The following is a 15,421-nucleotide window of genomic DNA, read 5'->3' on the forward strand; positions in this document are numbered from 1 at the left end:
CGACCGTGATCCCACCGCCCGTACGCCGCTTCCGACACGGCCCTGCCCGGTAGCTTCGAGCACCCGGGATCAGGTTGCGGGGAGACGTACCTCGAACTGGCAGCCGCGGCCGGTGTTGCGCACGTCGACCCGGCCGCCGTGTGCCTCGACGAGGCCGCGCACGATCGCCAGGCCGAGCCCTCCGCCGCCACCGGAGCCGGCCGCGCCCGGGGTGCGCGCGCGCTCGCCGCGGAAGGCGACGTCGAACACCCGGTCCAGGTCCTCCTCCGGGATGCCGCCGCAGGTGTCGGAGACGGCGAGCCACACGGCGTCGCGTTCGTGGCCGGCCGCGATGTGCACGGTGCCGTCCTCCGGGGTGTACCGGACGGAGTTGATCAGCAGGTTGCTGACGACGCGGGCGAGTTCGCGTTCGCCGGCGCGGACGAGGGGCCAGCCGCTGTCCGCGGCGACCAGGTGGATCCGGCGGCGGGCGGCGAGCGGGGCGACGCCGGCGATCGCGTCGGACACGACGTCGCGCAGCGGCACGGTGGTGGGCGCGAGCCGCAGCGCGCCGGCGTTGATCCGGGACAGCTCGAACAGGTCGTCGACGAGTTGGGTCATCCGGTCGGTCTCGACCCGGATGCGCCGGTGGTATTCGTCGACGGTGGCCGGGTCGTCGATGATGCGGTCCTCGAGGGCCTCGGCCATCGCCCGCAGCCCGGCGAGCGGGGTGCGCAGGTCGTGCGACACCCAGGCGACGAGTTCGCGCCGACCGGCCTCCAGCCGCCGTTCCCGGTCCCGGGCCGCCTGCGCCCAGACCGCGGAGGCGGCCAGCCGGCTGCCGAAGACGGCGCCGACGGCGAGGCTGATCACCGCGGAGGCGCTCACGGTGACGAGGACGACCCACAGGTCGTGCGGGGACAGGAACATGGCCTGGGCGACCGTGGCGACGCCGACGACCACGGCGAGCACGGTGACGGTGAGCAGCACCAGCACGTGGACGAGGATGGACCGGCCGCGCAGCAGCCGCAGCGCCCCGGCGCCGGCCAGCCCGACGACGCCTCCGGCGACGAGGGCGTAGAGCCCGATGAGCAGCATGTCGGTCACCGCTGGGGTCCCCCGTCGAGCGGGTCGTAGCGATAGCCGACGCCCCAGATGGTGCGGATGCGGCGCGGCTCGGCCGGCTCGTACTCGATCTTCTCGCGCAGCCGGCGGACGTGGACGGTCACCGTCGACTGGTCGCCGAACTGCCAGCCCCACACCTTGTCCAGCAGATCGGCGCGGGACCACGCGCGCCCGGGGTGGCGCATGAGGAAGGCCAGCAGGTCGAACTCCCGGACGGTCAGCGCCAGCGGCGCGCCGTCGCGCTCGGCGACGCGGCGGGCGGTGTCGACGGTCAGCTCCGCATCGACGAGCCGGGTGAGGTCGGCCGGGCCGGTGGTGTGCCCGCTGGCGCGACGCAGCACCGAACGGATCCGCAGGACGAGTTCGCGGGGGGAGAACGGCTTGGTCACGTAGTCGTCGGCGCCGACCTCCAGCCCCAGGACCCGGTCGGCCTCCTCGCCGAGGGCGGTGAGCATGATCACCGGCAGGTCCGGCAGCTGCCTGCGGATCCGGCGGCACACCTCGAGGCCGTCGATGCCGGGCATCATGAGATCCAGCACCACGAGATCGGGCCGGTGGGTGGCGATCGCCGCGAGGCCGTCGGCGCCGTCGGCGGCCAGCCGGACCTCGCAGCCGTCCTGTTCCAGGTAGCGCCGCACGACGTCGCTGACCGTGGGGTCGTCGTCGACCACCAGCACCCGGTGTCCCATCCCGGCCACGCTACCGACCGGCGGGCGGCGGGCCGCCACCGCCGGGTCTTTCGGATTGCTTACGGCCCGCCGCCGGCCGGCCCCTCCCACGGCCCGCCGTCAACCGCCGTCGCCGGTCCGCCGTCAGGCCCCCCGCCAGTGCCGCGCCGGCGACGAGGAGCAGGACGGCGGCGAGGTTGCGGCCGTACGGCAGCGGCAGCACCGAGGGGTTGTCCGGGGGCCGGCCGAAGCCGAGGACGAGCGGCACCGCCACGACGGTGAGCGCGGCGGCGCTGACGGCGGCGGCACGCGCCACGGGCCGGTGCCGGCGCGGGACGAATCGGGCGACCGCCGCGCCCCCAGCCAGCAGCACGACCATCCAGACGAGGTCGTGACCGGCCAGCACCCCGGCCAGGAAGAGCAGCACGCCCGCCGGCTTCAGGTCGGGGTCGGCGCTGCCGCCCACGACGGCGTACCCCATCAGCAGGACGCCGACGGCGACGAGCGCGCTGCGGACTCTCATCGCGGCTCCCGCACGGTGATCCTGGCGACCCACTTCGTCTGGAGCACGCCGGGCCGGTTCGGGGCGATCAGCCGCGCCGGGTAGCCGTGGTCGGGGTGCAGGGGCGCACCGTCGAGCCGCAGGGCGATCAGCGTCAGCGGGTCGCGGGCATGGGCCGGCGCGACGGTCGACGCGCGGTACCGGCCGGCGGCCTCCAGCGACTCGACGAGGACCTCCGCGCGGTCCGGGTCGCCGCCCACGAGGGCCACCAGGTCCCGCAGTCGCACGCCGGTCCACCGCCCGGTGGCGCTCCACCCCTCCACGCAGGCGATCGGCAGGTCGGCGGTGTGCTGCGCGAAGGCGTGCAGGGCGGCGAGATCCAGGTCGGCCCGCCCGGCGGGGCCGACGACCGCCAGCCGGTAGGACGGGTCGAGCGCCCGCGCGCGTACCCCGGCGTTGTCCGCGGTCTTGTTGACCGGCAGCCCCTGCGGCCCCACGTCCGGCTGGCGGGGCGCGAGCACCGCCAGGCCGGACAGCGGCCGGACGGTCTGCCCGACCGTGGTCAGGGTGATCAGCCCGGCCGCGGCGGCGACGCCGCCGAGCAGCCCGCGCCGGCTCAGCCGGTCCGGCGGCGTCCCGGCGGCGGGGCGGGCGAGCGCGCCGCGCACGGTCGGCAGGTGTACGCCGACGTGCACCAGCAGCGCGCCGACCGCCAGCCACGCCACCCAGTAGTGCCCGGCGGTGAAGAAGAACGGCATCGGCGCGTACCAGCGGGAGACGTTCAGGACGCCGCCGACCACCTGGAACAGCGCGGCGGCGACCAGGACGCCGACGCTGGCGCGTTCGAGCGCGTGGGCGACCGAGCGGACCGGCGGCCAGGCGAACAGGTGCGGGTAGGCCGACCACAGCTTGACGCCGAGCAGCGGCACCGTGGCGAGCCCGGTCGCCACGTGCAGGCCCTGGGTGAACCGGTAGAGCCCCACCGGGCGGGCCGGCCACCGGAACCAGCCCGGCGGATCCTGGACCAGGTGGCTGAGCAGCCCGGTGAGGAAGCAGACGGCGAACGCCACGCCGAGGGCGACGCCGAGCTGACTGGTCAGCCGCGTCGACCGCAGCCGGGACGGGAACGCGCCGGCGCGCATGGGTCCCCGCCGCAGCGCCGCGGGCGGTGCCGGCAGCGGCGTCGACCACCAGCGGGCGAACCGCCGCAGCGCGGTCGGACGGCCGGTCACGCGGGGCCGAGGGTGGCGAACCATCGGCCCGCCGCCGTCCAGGTGTCGAGGATGCGCAGCGCCGTGGCGTCGGCCAGCGCGGGCAGGTCGTCGAGGGGCACGCAGGCCCAGCTCAGCGGGCTGCCGACGCCGCCGGGGGCCTGCACCATGGCGGTGCCGGACCAGGCGGGCGTGCCGGGCGGCGCGACCTCGGCGTGCAGCCGGCCGTCGGCCGTCAGGAGCCGGCGGCAGCGGCGCAGCAGCCGGTGCGGGTCACCACCGATGCCGATGTTGCCGTCGGCCAGCAGCAGATGCTGCCAGCGGCCGGTGCCCGGCACCGGGTCGAAGACGTCGCGTTGCAGCGCGACCGCGCCGCGGCCACGGGCCAGGCGGACGGCGGTGGCGCTGATGTCGATGCCGAGGGCGGGGCGGCCGGCGGCGATCAGCGCGCCGGTGAGCCGGCCGGGTCCGCAGCCGACGTCGAGGGTGGGCCCGGTGCAGCGGGCGAGCAGCGTCGAGTCCCCGGCGGTCGCGTCCCGGCACCAGACGGTCGGGTCGAACCGCAGCTCGCCGCCGCTGGAGTGCCGGGCCGTGAACGCGGCGGGGACGCCCGACGCGGCCCGGTCGAACACGGCGTCGAAGACCGCGACGGCGTTCACCGGCCGACCGCCGCCGCTGACGGCACGTCGGCGTCGACGGCGACGGCGAACCGGCTGCCCGGTGGGCACAGCGCGGCCACGGCGTGCGCGTCGGGCGCGGTGTCCACGTCGCGCAGGCGGGGGAGCAGGTGGACCCGCAGCCCGCGCTGGCGCAACGCGGCCAGGGTGAGCCGTCCGGTGTGCGCCGTCGAGGTGGGGATCGCGCGCAGGGCCTCGGCGTGGCCGGGCTCGCGCAGGCCCAGCGCCCACCAGCCGCCGTCGTCGGCCGGGCCGAGCACCGCGTCCGGCCCGTCCGCCGTGCCGAGCAGCCCCACGGCGGCGTCGAGGTGCGCGGCGGTGAGCTGCGGGGTGTCCATGCCGATCAGCAGGGTCGCCGCAGCCGTCCCGCAATGGTCGGCGACCAGGCGGGTGTCGGCGACCGGGCGGGTGTCGGCGAACGCGTTGGCGAGGCGGTCGCTGAGCGGGCCGCCGCGCTGGGCGAGCCGCGCCCAGCCCGCCGGGGCCGGATGGTCGCCGTCGACGACCAGGATCCGCGCGCCGGCCGTGGCCGCGGCGACGGTGTCGAGGGTGTCGGCCAGGGCCGCTGCGGCGATCCGGGCGGCCTGCTCGGGGGTGCAGGGCGGGCAGAGCCGCGTCTTGACCCGGCCGGGCTCCGGGGCCTTGGCCAGCACCAGCACCTGGGGGGCGCTCACCGGGCCAGCACCGCGCTCATGTCCCGGACGGCGCGGACGGTGCCGAGCACGGTACCGGTCACCTTCGAGCGGGTGCCGGCCGCCCGGGGGTGGTAGTCGACGTCGACCTCGACGACCCGCCAGCCGGCCCGGCCCGCCGCGATCAGCAGCTCCAACGGGTAGCCGAACCGGCGGTCGCGCAGCCCCAGCGCCAGCAGGTCGGCGCGGCGCACGGCCCGGATCGGCCCGATGTCGTGGATGTCGAGGCCGGTCGTGCGGCGCAGCCGACGGGCCAGGACGGCGTTGGCGACCCGGGCGTGCGCGGGCCACACCCCCCGCGCGGCCGGGCGGCGCCGCCCCGTGCCCAGGTGCGCCTCGCCGGCCAGCACCGGGTCGGCCAGCCGGGGCAGCTGCGCCGGGTCGAAGGACCCGTCGGCGTCCATCACGCACACCACGCCGTCGCCGGGGTCGGCCGCCAGGACACCGGCGTGTACGGCGGCGCCGTAGCCGGGCTCGGCGACGCTGATCACCTCGGCACCGCAGGCGCGGGCCACCTCCGCCGAGCCGTCGGTCGAGCCGTTGTCCACCACGATCGGCCGGTAGCCGGCCGGCATCCGGGCCAACAGGTCGGGCAGGGCCGGGGCCTCGTTGCGGCAGGGAAGAACCACATCGGTCATGCCGCGGACGCTAGGACCTGATCCGCCCGGAAATCCTTACCTGACGGTGACAGAGTCTTACGGAACGGTGACCCGGCCCGGAGTTCTTACGAACCGCTGACGGTAGGCCGCGGCCGGGGCGGATCGCCGCGTCCCGGCTCTACCGTCGGCGCCGTGACCCACGTACTCGTTACCGGCGGCGCCGGATTCATCGGAACCCACGTCGTGACCGCCCTGCACGACGCCGGCCACCGGGTGACCGTCGTGGACGCCGGCCATCCCGGCGCACACCGCCTGCCGCTGCCGGACACCGTGGCGGGGGCCCCGCTCGTCCGGCTCGACCTGCGGGACCGGCCCGCCGTCGCCGGCGTCCTGGCCGGCGTCGACGTGGTGGTCCACCAGGCGGCCATGGTGGGGCTCGGCGTCGACCTGGACGACCTGCCCGAGTACGTCGGCTGCAACGACCTCGGCAGCGCGGTCCTGCTCGCCGCGATGGCCCGCGCGGGCGTGCACCGGCTCGTGCTCGCCAGCTCCATGGTCGTCTACGGCGAGGGCGCTTACGCCTGCGCCGGGCACGGTGCGGTCCGCCCCGCGCCGCGAAGCGTCGCCGACCTGGCCGCCGGTCACTTCGAGCCGGTCTGCACGAGCTGCGGCGCCGCCGTCACCCCGGGACTGGTCGACGAGGAGGCCCCGCTGGACCCGCGCAGCGTGTACGCCGCCACGAAGGTCGCCCAGGAGCACCTCACGGCGGCCTGGGCCCGGCAGACCGGCGGCACCGTCGTGGCGCTGCGCTACCACAACGTGTACGGGCCCGGCATGCCCCGCGACACGCCGTACAGCGGGGTCGCGGCGATCTTCCGCTCCGCGCTGGAGGCCGGGCGGGCGCCGCGGGTGTTCGAGGACGGTGGCCAACGCCGCGACTTCGTGCACGTCCGCGACGTGGCGGCGGCCAACCTCGCCGCGCTGGAGGCGACCGGCACGCGCACGGGCTGGCGCGCGTACAACGTCGCCTCCGGTCGCCCGGCCACCGTCGGCCAGTTGGCCACGGAGCTGGCGCGGGCCGCCGGCGGGCCCCCGCCGGTGGTCACCGGCGAGTTCCGGCTCGGCGACGTGCGGCACGTGGTCGCCTCGCCCGCCCGGGCCGAGGCCGAACTCGGGTTCCGGGCCGCCGTGGGGCTCGCCGACGGGATCACGGAGTTCGCCCACGCGCCGCTGCGCGGATGAGCGTCCGGCTGCCGAGCGCGGTGTCGTCCCCCTCGACGGAGCGGGGGCGGCGTCCGCCGCGGGCCGACCTGATCGCCGCCGCCGTCGCGCTCGGCCTGTTCGCGGCGGCCGCCGTCACCGGCGGCGTGCTGTACCTGCTGGGCCGCCCGGTGTACGCCAGCGCGGCGCCGCTGTCGGCGCACTGGCTGCCGCACGCCGGCCCCGGCACACCGGCGGCGCTGCTGCTGGCCGCGCTGGTCTGCTGGCGCGGGCCGGCGCTGGCCGCCCGGCTGCCCTGGCGGCCGCTGCTGGCGCTGTCCTACGCCACCGCCGTGGCCTGGACGCTGTCGCTCGCCCTGGTCGACGGCTGGCGGCGCGGCGTCGCCGGCCGGCTGACCACCGTCCACGAGTATCTGCACGAGGTTCCCGGCGTCACCGACATCCCCGCCATGCTGGGGGATTTCACCACCCGGATCCTCGACTTCCAGCCGGACTCCTGGACCACGCACGTGTCCGGCCACCCGCCGGGTGCGCTGCTCGTCTTCGTCTGGCTCGACCGGGTCGGGCTGGGCGGCGGCGGCTGGGCAGGGGTGCTGTGCATCCTGGCCGCGGCGCTCGTCGCCGTCGCCGTGCCGCACACCGTACGCCTGCTCGGCACCGGCGCGGCGGCCCGTGCCGTGCTGCCGTTCGCGGTGCTGTTCCCCGGTGCGGTCTGGTCCGGGGTGTCGGCCGACGGGCTGTTCGCCGGGGTGACCGCCACCGGCGTCGCCCTGCTGGCGCACGGCGTCACCCGGGGGCGTGCCGTGGGCGCGGTCGCCGGTGGCGCGCTGCTGGCCTTTGGCTGCTACCTCTCCTACGGGCTCGTCCTGATGGCCCCGGTCGCCCTGGCGGTCGTCGTGCTGGCGGGCCGGCACCGGCGCACCGTGGGCTGGGCGTTCGCCGGGGCGGCACCGGTCGTGGCCGTCTTCACGGCCGCCGGCTTCTGGTGGCCCACCGGCTACCATCTCGTCGTCGAGCGCTACTACCAGGGCATCGCCGCCGACCGCGCGTACGGCTACTGGGTCTGGGCCAACCTGGCGCTCGTGGTCGCCGCGGCCGGTCCGGCGGCGGCCGTGCTGCTGCGCCGCGCGGCGCTGGCCGGCCGGCGGGCCGTCGCGCTGCGGCGGCCGGGTGCGGAGCAGGCGACCTGGCTGCTGCCCCTCGCCGCCACGGCGGCGATCGTCGCGGCGGACCTGTCCGGCTACAGCAAGGCCGAGGTCGAACGCATCTGGCTGCCGTTCACCGCCTGGCTCATGGCCGGGGCGGCGCTGATCCCGCCCGCCGACCGCCGCACGTGGCTCGCCGTGCAGGCGGGGGTGGCCCTGGCGATCAACCACCTGCTGCTGACGAGCTGGTAGGCGCGCCCGGCACCAGGTGCCGGCTGACGCCGGTTGCGCTCCGCCGCGGGCGGGTGCTCCGCTCAGCGGGTCTTCCGCGTCGCCCGCTTGCGGGGCGGGGTCAACAGGTCGGCGATCGCCGCGATCGCGGACGGCACCAGCCGGTAGTACGCCCAGACGCCGCGCTTCTCGCGTTCGAGCAGGCCGGCCTCGGTGAGGATCCGCAGGTGGTGGCTCACCGTCGGCTGGGAGAGCCCGAGCGGCGCGGTGAGGTCGCTGACGGACGCCTCGCCTTCCGGGGAAGACTGGATCAGGCTGAGCAGCCGCAGCCGGGCCGGGTCGGCGATCGCCTTCAGCACCCCCGCGAGCCGCTCGGCGTCGGCGCGCTTGATCGGCTCGCCGGTGAGCGGCGAGACGGCGGGCGGGGCGGTTCTCGGAGTTCCCACGCCTGTCATCGTCGCACCGACACCATCGATCGGGCGGTGGATCCGGAACTCGGGTGTCGCCACCAGCCTGCGGGGTGACGCCGGCCGGACATGCCGGCGACGGAGGGTGGCCGGGTCGGTCGGACGGTGGAGGCGCCTCCTGTCCGGTCGCGGAGCGCGGACGACGTTCCGGTGGAGTTCGGGAATGCGCTGGTCAGCGAGGAGCGGGGCGGGAGGTTCATGTATATGAACTTATGTTCTTATCCTTGACAGTCGAGCGCGGCCTGGCAGACGATGCCGGGCGTGTGCAAAATCCCTGTAAACAATCGGTGCCAACAACCGACATCGGCCGGCGCGCGATGACCGCCGAGCCGGGGTGCGGGCCGCGCGGGATGCGGGTCGGTGGGCGGGTCGCGCCACTCGGCGTGCCCGGCACGGCACCCCACCTGTCCTGGTCGGTGCCGGGCGGTGCGGAGATCGACCAGGATCGCGGGTTCCAGGTGTCCGTGGCGGCCTCCAGGCAGGCGGTCGAGTCGGACAGGGACCTCGCCTGGGCCGCCACCTGCGCCCGGCCCTGGACGGTGTACGCGGGCCCGCCCCTGGCCTCGCGCGACCGCCGCTACTGGCGGGTCACCGCCACCGACCGCTCCGGCCGCCCGGTCAGCAGCGCGACGGCGGCCTTCGAGGTCGGGCTGACCGACCCGGGGGACTGGTCGGCCACCTGGATCAGCGCACCCGTGCCCACCTACCGGCGGGAGAGCTGGGACCCCTGCCCGTACCTGCGGCACGAGTTCGACGTCGACGAGGTGGGCACCGCCCGGGTCTACGCGAGCGCGCTCGGGCTGTACCGGCTGTGGCTCAACGGCGTCGAGCTGACCGCCGACGCGCTCTACCGCCCCGGCTGGACCGACTACCGCACCCGGGTCTACCACCAGACCTTCGACTGCGGGGCGGCACTGCGTCCGGGCCGCAACACCCTGGCGGCCGTCCTGGCCAACGGCTGGTACGCCGGACGCCTCGGACTGCTGCGCGAGCCCGGCTTCTACGGCGACCGGCCGGCACTGCTGGCCCAACTGGAGATCGACGGCAGGCCGGTCGCCTCGACCGGCGCCGGTTGGCGCGCCGGACACGGGGCCCTGCAGGCGACGGACCTGCTGCGCGGTGAGTCCCAGGACCTGCGGCAGGAGCCGCCGGGCTGGCGGCTGGCCGGCTTCGACGACGCCGGTTGGGCGCCGGCCGAACCCTTCGCCGGGGTCACGCCCCCGGTCGAACCGCAGCCCCACGACCCGATCACGACCTACCAGGTGCACACCGGCCGGCTCGTGCACGAACACGCCCGGGGCCCGGCCGTCTTCGACTTCGGGCAGAACCTGGTCGGTTGGACGAAGCTCACCACGAGATGCCTGCCGTCGGTCGAGTTGATCGTGCGCCACGGCGAGATCCTGACCCCCGAGCAGCTCGTCTACCGCGACAACCTGCGCGGGGCCTTCCAGGAGGACCGCTTCGTGGTGCCCGACGCCGGCCCGCACCAGCTCGCCACGTCGTTCACCATGCACGGGTTCCGCTACGCGGAGGTCTGGGGCCTGCCCAGCCAGCTGCCGCACCACAACTTCACCCTGCTGCCCGACACCTCGATCGAGGCGGTCTCCGTCACCGGACTGCCCAGCCCGGTCGGCGAGTTCGCCTGCTCCGACGAGCACCTGACCCGCCTCGCGGCCAACGTGGCGTGGACCATCCGTGACAACTTCCTCGAAGTGGCCACCGACTGTCCCCAGCGCGACGAACGCCTCGGCTGGCTGGGGGACGCGGGGGCGATCGCGCCGACCGCCGCGTACCACTTCGACGTGTCCGCCTTCCTGGCGAAGTTCGCCCGGGACGCGGCGGACACCCAGGGCCCCGACGGGGAGATCCGCAACTACGCCCCGGCGATTCCGCCCTCCAGCATGCGGCCCGGGGCGCCCGGCTGGTCCGACGGCTTCATCCGCCTCGTCCACCTGCTCGTGCAGCGGTACGGGGACCTGCCGACCGCCGAGCGGCTGTTCGCGTCGATGGTCCGCTTCCTCGACCACGTCGACCGGGCCAACCCGGCCGGGCTGCGGGTCAACGAGGTCGGGGCCGACTTCGGTGACTGGCTGTCGCTGCCGGAACGCGACGGCCTGGAGCTGCACCCGGGGTACGCCTACACCGGCGCCTACTCGACCACCCCGACCGCCATCGTCGACACCGCCCACAGCTACCGCTCCTTCGTCCAGCTCGCCCAGATCGCGGCCTGGCTGGGCAGGGACCGGGAGGCGGCCCGGCTGGCGGACCGGGCGGCGGAGATCCGCGCCGCGTACCGTGCCGCGTTCCCGCTCGCGACCGGCGGCGTCGAGGATGCGACCCAGGCCGCGTACGCGCAGGCGGTCGGATACGGGCTGCTCACCGGTGCCGAGGCCCAGGAGGCGGCGGACCGGTTGCGCGCGGCCATCGAACGGGTCGGTCACGTCACCACCGGCATCCACGGCGTGGAGCACGTCCTGCCCGTGCTCTGCGCGCACGGGCACGCGGACTTCGCGCTCGAACTCCTGCTGCGCAGGCAGATGCCGAGCTGGCTGTACATGGTCGACCAGGGCGCGACCACGATCTGGGAGAAGTGGGACGGCATCCGCCCCGACGGCACCCTCGCCACGGCCGAGATGAACTCCTTCAACCACTGCGCGCTCGGCGCCGTGGGCCGGTTCCTGTTCGAGCACGTCGCCGGCATCGACGCCACCGAGACCACCTGGACCGGGGAGATCACGGTGCGGGCCGCGTACTCCGCCGCGCTCGGCTGGGCCCGCGCCGCCTACGACAGCCCGGCGGGCCCGATCGGCAGCTCGTGGCGCTGGGCGGGCGACGTGGTCGAGCACGAGCTGCGGATCCCCGCGACCGCGTACGCCACCGTCCGGGCACCGGCCGGCGCCCGGCTCGTCGCGGCCGGCCAGGGCGGCGTCGGCGGCACCGAGCTGCGGCTCGGCCCCGGCCGGCACACCGTCGCCGTGCACGGGCTGGTCGCGCCGTGACCCCCGGGTGGCCGCTGGCCCGTACCGTGCTGCTGAAGCTCGTCCGCCTCGCGGCGGTGCTGTTCGTGGTGTCGCTGCTCTGCTTCCTCAGCCTCAGCCTGCTGCCCGGCGACCCCGCCCAGGCGATCCTCGGCGAGTCCGCGTCGCCGCAGGCGGTGGCCGCGCTGCACGAGCAGCTCGGGCTGGACCGGCCGTTCCTGGAACGCTTCCTCGGCTGGCTCGGCAACGCGTTGCAGGGTGACCTCGGCCGGTCCTACGCGACCAACCAGACGGTCGCCCAGATCATCGCCGAGCGGGCCCCGGTCACGATCGAGCTGATCGTGCTCAGCCAGCTCATCGCGATCGCCGCCGCGATCCCCGCCGCCGTGGCGGCCGCCGCCCGCCGCGGCTCGGCCGTCGACCGGGGGATGAGCCTGTGGGTCTTCACCGTCCTGTCGACGCCCAACTTCGTCGTCGGATTCGTCCTGATCTGGGTGTTCGCGGTCCAGCTCGGGCTCTACCCGGCGAACGGCTACGTCCCGGTCAGCGCGGGGATCGGCCAGCACCTCGGCTCCCTGCTGCTGCCCTCGCTCACGCTGGCCGCCGCACCGTTCGCGCTCTACCAGCGCGTGCTGCGCGCCGACCTGGTCGAGACGTACGGCCAGGAGTTCATGCAGGTCGCCCGGGCCAAGGGCATCTCGCCGCTCCGCGCCGCCATGCGGCACGCCTTCCGGCCGAGCCTGCTCAACCTCACCACCTCCGTCGGTGTCACCGTGGGGGTGCTGATCGGCTCGGACGTGATCGTGGAGACCCTGTTCAGCCTGCCCGGGCTCGGCGCCGAACTCGCCCACTCGGTCAGCGCCCGCGACTACGCGGAGGTGCAGGGCCTAGTGCTGGTGATCGCCGCCGCGTTCGTGCTGATCAACGCGGCGGTCGACCTGATCTACGGGCTGATCGACCCGCGGCTGCGGGCGCGGAGCAAGGCGGTGACCCGATGAGCCTCGACGTCGCACCCACGGCCCCGGCCACCGTCGCCCCGGCCCCGCCGAGGACCCCCGCGCGGTCCGGCCGACGGTGGCGGGTGACCGACCTGCTGTCCATGGCCTGGCTGGTGCTGCTGGTCCTGTCGATGCTGCTGCTGCCGACCGTGCTCGGCCTCGACGACCAGAAGATGGCGGCCACCGACCGGTTGAGCGGGCCGTCCGCCGCGCACCTGCTCGGCACGGACAACTACGGGCGCGATCTGCTCGCCCGGGCGCTGTCCGGGGCGCGGGTCTCCCTGTTCATCGGCTTCGGGTCGGTCGCCGCCGCCGCGCTCGTCGGGGTGCCGCTGGGCATGCTGGCGGGCTACCTGCGCGGCCGGTTCGACGCGGTCGTCTCGTTCGTGGTGGACGTGATCCTGGCCTTCCCGGGTCTCATCCTCGCCCTCGCCCTGGCGTCGTTCCTCGGCGCCTCGATCACCAACGTGCTGATCGCGATCACGGTGCCGATGACACCGGTGTTCGTCCGGTTGGCCAAGGCGCAGACCCTGGCGGTGGCCGGCCGCGAGTACGTGGAGGCCAGCCTGGTGATCGGCACACCGGCCCGGTCCATCCTCTGGCGGGACGTGCTGCCGAACATCCGCACCGCCGTGCTGTCGTACGCGCTGGTCAGCATCGGCACCGCGATCCTCATCGAGGGCGGTCTGAGCTTTCTGGGCCTGGGCGTGCCCTCGCCTCAACCCTCGTGGGGAAGCATGATCAATCTTGGTCGGTCCTTCATCGCGAACGACCCGTTGCTGATCGTGGTGCCGGCGGTGTTCATGCTGCTGACGATCCTCAGCCTGAACCTGCTCGCCGACCGGTTCCTGTCCGGGGCGGACGCCGTGACGGGCGGTGTGCGATGACCGGGGACGCCCTGCTGAGCATCCGTGACCTCGTGGTGGAGTTTCCGACCCCGGCCGGGCCGGTGCGCGCCGTCGACCAGGTCAGCCTCGACCTCGGCTTCGGCGAGCGGCTGGGGATCGTCGGTGAGTCCGGCTCGGGCAAGAGCGTCCTGGCGCGTACCGCGATGGGCCTCACCCGCACCAGGGCGGCCCGGGTCACCGGCCAGGTCCGGCTCGCCGGCCACGCCGTGCTCGATCTGAGCGAGCGGCGCCGCCGCGCCCTGTGGGGCCGGGAGGTCGCCATGGTGTTCCAGGATCCGCTCAGCGCCCTGCACCCCATCACCCCGATCGGGGAGCAGATCGCCGAGGCGGTGCGGCGCGATCCCCGGGTGACCCGCCGGCAGGCCGCCACCCGGGCCGTCGAACTGCTCGAAACGGTGGGCATCCCGTTGGCGGCGCAGCGGGCCCGGTCCCGGGCCCACGAGCTGTCCGGTGGGATGCGGCAGCGGGTGGCGATCGCCATGGCCGTCGCCGGTCGACCCAAGCTGATCTTCGCGGACGAGCCCACGACCGCCCTGGACGTCACCGTGCAGGCCCGCATCCTCGACCTGTTCGACGCCCTGTGCCGGGAGTTCGGCATCGGGCTCGTCATGGTGAGCCACGACCTGGGCGTGGTGGGCCGGCACACCGACCGGGTGGCGGTGATGTACGCCGGCCGGATCGCCGAGCGCGGTCCCGTCGCCGACGTCTTCGCCCGCCCCGGCATGCGCTACACCAGCGCCCTCATGGCCGCCATCCCGCGGGCGGACGTGGCGCGGCAGGTCCTGCCCAGGCCGATTCCGGGGCTGCCGCCGAACCTGCTGGACCCGCCGCCCGGCTGCCGGTTCGCGCCCCGCTGCGGCTTCGCGTCCGACCGGTGCCGCACGGCGCAGCCGCCGATGACGGCTCGTGCGGCGGGGGCCGGGCACGAGTTCGCCTGCTGGCACCCCGGCGAACCGGCGGTCGGCGCGGCGGTCGCGCCGCGCCAGGACAGGGAGGTGGCGGAATGACCGCCGAGCGCAGCGCCCCGGTGTTCGAACTCAGGGACGGCTCGGTCCGCTACGGCACCGGCTCGGTCGAGGCCGTCTCGCAGGTCTCGGTGCAACTGCACCGGGGCGAGATCCTCGGCCTGGTCGGCGAGTCCGGCTGCGGCAAGTCCACCACCGCCCGGGCCATGCTGGGCCTCGTCCCGCTCAGCGGCGGCACCCTGCTCCTGCACGGCGAGCCGGTGCGGCGTCACGACCGCCGGCTGCGCAGGTCCGTGCAGGCGATCTTCCAGAACCCGGCGGCGTCGTTCAACCCGAAGCGGTCCCTGCTCGACTCGGTCGCCGAGCCGTTGCGGGTGCACGGGCACGGCACCCCCGCCGAGCGGCGTCGGCGTGCCCTCGCCGAACTGGACCGGGTGGGCATCACCGAACAACTGGCCCACCGCCGGCCCCGGGAGGTCTCCGGCGGCCAGTGCCAGCGCGCGGCGATCGCCCGCGCCACCATCCTGCGCCCCGAGATCCTCGTCTGCGACGAGCCGGTCTCCGCGCTGGACGTCTCGATCCAGGCCCAGATCCTGGAACTGCTGGCCGAGCTGCGCGCCGAGCAGGGGCTGGCCATGCTGTTCATCTCGCACGACCTGGGCGTCGTCGCGTCGCTGTGCGACCGCACGGCGGTGATGTACGCCGGCCGGGTGGTGGAACAGGGCGGCGCCCTCGACATCGCGCACGACCCGCGCCACCCCTACTCCGTCATGTTGCAGGACTCCGTACCCTCCCTTGACCTGGCCGCCGCCCGGGCGCCCCGGGTCCAGCCCACCCCGGGCGCCGAGGACGTCGACGGCCGCCAGCTTGCCGGCTGCCGGTTCGCCACGCTGTGCCCGTCGGTGACCACCGCCTGCACCACGTCGTCGCCTCCGCTGCGGCAGATCGCGCCGCGCCACGAGGTGGCCTGCGTCCATCCCTTCCCGTCGACCACCCCGCGTGTCGCGGCGCAGCCGTCCAACACGGTCTGACCCAGCCTCCGGGCTGCCCGGTCG

General features: G+C 75.3%; 15 protein-coding genes. 7 read left to right on the forward strand and 8 right to left on the reverse strand.

What is annotated here, in order from left to right:
• Positions 1-69: 69 nt before the first annotated feature.
• From LPU61_RS21690 to LPU61_RS21720, 7 genes are read right to left on the reverse strand one after another with little or no spacing between them, the layout of a single operon-like run.
• Positions 70-1,077, reverse strand: coding sequence for a sensor histidine kinase KdpD (locus tag LPU61_RS21690; protein ID WP_229406068.1), 1,008 nt, complete (start codon positions 1,075-1,077; stop codon positions 70-72).
• Positions 1,078-1,082: 5 nt separating this feature from the next.
• Positions 1,083-1,793 carry a response regulator transcription factor gene (locus LPU61_RS21695; RefSeq protein WP_052504056.1) on the reverse strand — a complete coding sequence of 237 codons (711 nt, stop codon included), beginning with the start codon at positions 1,791-1,793 and terminating at the stop codon, positions 1,083-1,085.
• 10 nt (positions 1,794-1,803) lie between these two features.
• Positions 1,804-2,295: a hypothetical protein gene (locus LPU61_RS21700; RefSeq protein ID WP_229405914.1), complete on the reverse strand. Its 492-nt coding sequence runs from the start codon at positions 2,293-2,295 to the stop codon at positions 1,804-1,806.
• Positions 2,292-3,506 (reverse strand): molybdopterin-dependent oxidoreductase, encoded by a 1,215-nt coding sequence (locus LPU61_RS21705; RefSeq protein ID WP_229405915.1) that lies wholly within the window; start codon positions 3,504-3,506, stop codon positions 2,292-2,294. The genes LPU61_RS21700 and LPU61_RS21705 overlap by 4 nt, the downstream gene beginning before the upstream one ends.
• The gene (locus LPU61_RS21710) at positions 3,503-4,144 is read right to left on the reverse strand and encodes a methyltransferase domain-containing protein (protein ID WP_043968318.1); all 642 of its coding nucleotides are present in this window, start codon (positions 4,142-4,144) and stop codon (positions 3,503-3,505) included. The genes LPU61_RS21705 and LPU61_RS21710 overlap by 4 nt, the downstream gene beginning before the upstream one ends.
• Positions 4,141-4,836 carry a DUF2064 domain-containing protein gene (locus tag LPU61_RS21715; protein WP_043968319.1) on the reverse strand — a complete coding sequence of 232 codons (696 nt, stop codon included), beginning with the start codon at positions 4,834-4,836 and terminating at the stop codon, positions 4,141-4,143. Before LPU61_RS21715 ends, LPU61_RS21710 begins: the two co-directional genes overlap by 4 nt.
• Complete coding sequence (locus LPU61_RS21720) at positions 4,833-5,492, reverse strand: glycosyltransferase family 2 protein (RefSeq protein ID WP_043968320.1); 660 nt, start codon at positions 5,490-5,492, stop codon at positions 4,833-4,835. Before LPU61_RS21720 ends, LPU61_RS21715 begins: the two co-directional genes overlap by 4 nt.
• A 153-nt stretch (positions 5,493-5,645) precedes the next feature.
• On the opposite strand from LPU61_RS21720, the gene LPU61_RS21725 reads away from it, so the two are divergent.
• The gene (locus LPU61_RS21725; protein ID WP_229405916.1) at positions 5,646-6,695 is read left to right on the forward strand and encodes an NAD(P)-dependent oxidoreductase; all 1,050 of its coding nucleotides are present in this window, start codon (positions 5,646-5,648) and stop codon (positions 6,693-6,695) included.
• The gene (locus LPU61_RS21730) at positions 6,692-8,071 is read left to right on the forward strand and encodes a hypothetical protein (RefSeq protein ID WP_229405917.1); all 1,380 of its coding nucleotides are present in this window, start codon (positions 6,692-6,694) and stop codon (positions 8,069-8,071) included. Before LPU61_RS21725 ends, LPU61_RS21730 begins: the two co-directional genes overlap by 4 nt.
• A gap of 62 nt (positions 8,072-8,133) precedes the next feature.
• Here LPU61_RS21730 and LPU61_RS21735 read toward each other — a convergent pair whose 3' ends face one another.
• Positions 8,134-8,505, reverse strand: a complete 372-nt coding sequence (locus tag LPU61_RS21735) for a helix-turn-helix transcriptional regulator (RefSeq protein ID WP_043968323.1) — start codon at positions 8,503-8,505, stop codon at positions 8,134-8,136.
• 299 nt (positions 8,506-8,804) lie between these two features.
• Here LPU61_RS21735 and LPU61_RS21740 point away from each other — a divergent pair, with 299 nt between their 5' ends.
• The 5 genes from LPU61_RS21740 to LPU61_RS21760 are packed head-to-tail and all read left to right on the forward strand — an operon-like array spanning position 8,805 to position 15,397.
• Positions 8,805-11,516: an alpha-L-rhamnosidase gene (locus LPU61_RS21740; RefSeq protein WP_229405919.1), complete on the forward strand. Its 2,712-nt coding sequence runs from the start codon at positions 8,805-8,807 to the stop codon at positions 11,514-11,516.
• Positions 11,513-12,493: an ABC transporter permease gene (locus LPU61_RS21745; RefSeq protein ID WP_052503960.1), complete on the forward strand. Its 981-nt coding sequence runs from the start codon at positions 11,513-11,515 to the stop codon at positions 12,491-12,493. Before LPU61_RS21740 ends, LPU61_RS21745 begins: the two co-directional genes overlap by 4 nt.
• Positions 12,490-13,380, forward strand: a complete 891-nt coding sequence (locus tag LPU61_RS21750) for an ABC transporter permease (protein ID WP_043968326.1) — start codon at positions 12,490-12,492, stop codon at positions 13,378-13,380. The genes LPU61_RS21745 and LPU61_RS21750 overlap by 4 nt, the downstream gene beginning before the upstream one ends.
• Positions 13,377-14,408 (forward strand): ABC transporter ATP-binding protein, encoded by a 1,032-nt coding sequence (locus LPU61_RS21755; RefSeq protein WP_229405920.1) that lies wholly within the window; start codon positions 13,377-13,379, stop codon positions 14,406-14,408. Before LPU61_RS21750 ends, LPU61_RS21755 begins: the two co-directional genes overlap by 4 nt.
• The gene (locus LPU61_RS21760; RefSeq protein ID WP_043968329.1) at positions 14,405-15,397 is read left to right on the forward strand and encodes an ABC transporter ATP-binding protein; all 993 of its coding nucleotides are present in this window, start codon (positions 14,405-14,407) and stop codon (positions 15,395-15,397) included. Before LPU61_RS21755 ends, LPU61_RS21760 begins: the two co-directional genes overlap by 4 nt.
• Positions 15,398-15,421 lie beyond the last annotated feature (24 nt).

Source organism: Micromonospora sp. NBRC 110038, assembly GCF_020884815.1.
Taxonomy (GTDB): Bacteria; Actinomycetota; Actinomycetes; order Mycobacteriales; family Micromonosporaceae; genus Micromonospora; species Micromonospora haikouensis.